Here is a 1776-nt window from a genome sequence, read left to right as displayed (position 1 = left end):
AAGGGCTCGGCAAGTCCCTGCGGTTCCGTATCACCGTCATCACTCCCGACGGCGACGTCCTCGTCGATTCCGTGGCCGATGCTGCGACCATGGAGAACCACCGGAAGCGCCCGGAGGTGCAGGCCGCCCTTGCGTAAGGGCGCGGCTCGGACACCCGGTACAGTCAGTAGGTGAAGAAGAACATGCTCTACGTGGCCCGTTCCGTTTACGTGCGGGGAGAACCGCTGGTGGTGCGCACCGCCTTTCCTCTCGCTCTCCTTCGGGACGTGCTTTCCGCGGGGCGGCTCTCCCTCGGCGCGGCACTGCTTTTGGCTGCGGCTGCGTCGCTTTTCCTGGGCACGCTTTTCCTGAGGCAGCTCGTGCAGCCCATTCAGGCCCTGGTGAAGGCCGTCAACAAGGGCGGTCCCATCTCTCTGCCGCCCCTTCCCGTGCGTCCCAGCGCGGAGGTGCAGGAACTCGCCCTGGCGTTGAAGAACATGGCCGAGCGCAACGAACAGATTCTCCAGCAGCTTCAGGAGGAGCGGGCCTATCTGGAGCGCATTCTCGCCTCCCTCCCCGTGGGAGTCCTCGTGGTGAACCGGGAGGGAAAGATTCGCTACGAAAATCCTCCTCTGGGAAAACTGCTCCGCATGCCCTCCCAGAAAGGACATCCCTTCCAGGGTGTCCTGCGAAGTCCCGAACTCGTGGAGCTTCTGGAGGATGCCCTTCGGGGGCGGGACGGAACCTGCAACGTGGTCCTTCGGGAGGAGCAGCGCTTTCTCCTCGCCCAGGCCGTCTCCGTGGCGGGAGGCGCCATCGCGGTCCTCCAGGACATGACGGAACGCCACCTCCTGGAGGAGTCCCGAAAGGCCTTCGTCGCCGACGCGGGGCACGAACTCCAGACGCCCCTCACCATCATCCGTGCCGCGGCGGAACTACTTCTGGAGGAGGGAAGCTCGGAAAACCAGCGTTCCTATCTGGAGCGCATCCTCGAACAGCAGGAGCGCATCAGCGCCCTCATGGACGACCTCCTTCTCCTCTCCCGTCTCGATTCGGGCACGGCGGTTCCCCTGGATCTCACCGAGGAGGTGGATCTGGCCGAGCTCTGCCGTGTCGCCCGGGAGGAGGCGGCGCTCCATCCCCTGGCGGAACACCTGGAATGGGAGGTGGATCTCCCCGAATCCGCCCCCTTCGCGGGATGGAGCGAGGGGCTGCTGCGCTGCGTCACCAATCTCCTGGACAACGCCGTGAAGTACACCGCCGGGCGGTTCGAGGCAAACCCCGGCGGAAAGGTCTCCCTCCGCATGGTCCGGGACGACCTGCTCCCGGCCTGGCGTATCGCCGTCGCCGACAACGGCATCGGCATTCCCGAGGCGATGCGGCACCACATCTTCGAGCGCTTCCGCAGAGGTGACGCGAGCCGGGTGCGGAACGGCAAGGCCAAGGGCGGCTACGGCCTCGGTCTCGCCATCGTGAAGCGCATGGCGGAGCTGCACGGCGGCAGCGTTCTCCTGGAGGACTCGGACGAGGGCGCCGCCTTCACCATAGTCCTTCCCGATCCCCCTTCCGGCGCGTCACAGCGCGAAGAGGCTGCGAAACGTGGCTGAAACGGCGCGAGGCTGCTATACTGCTCGGAAGGAAGTCTGACGGAGAATCTTGTCAAGCGAACGGGGGGGCCCCCGATCCGGGGCTGAGAGTGCGGGAGGACCCGCAGACCCTTTGAACCTGAGCGCACATGTGCGCTGTCGCCCGAGGGCGGCACCGGGTCATACCGGCGCAGGGAGGTCCATCCGGAAA

The 1776-nt window shown here is 66.0% G+C and carries 1 protein-coding gene; it reads left to right on the top strand.

Translation table 11 applies throughout. The features are described 5' to 3' along the window. Positions 1-182 precede the first annotated feature (182 nt). A complete protein-coding gene (locus tag Q1K49_RS11610; RefSeq protein WP_300526161.1) occupies positions 183-1586 on the top strand; it encodes an ATP-binding protein in 1404 nt (467 codons plus the stop codon). The last annotated feature ends 190 nt before the right edge of the window (positions 1587-1776 follow it).

It is taken from the genome of Aminiphilus sp. (assembly GCF_029975095.1).
In the GTDB taxonomy this organism is placed as follows: Bacteria; Synergistota; Synergistia; order Synergistales; family Aminiphilaceae; genus Aminiphilus.
This window is presented reverse-complemented; position numbering and strand designations above follow the sequence as displayed.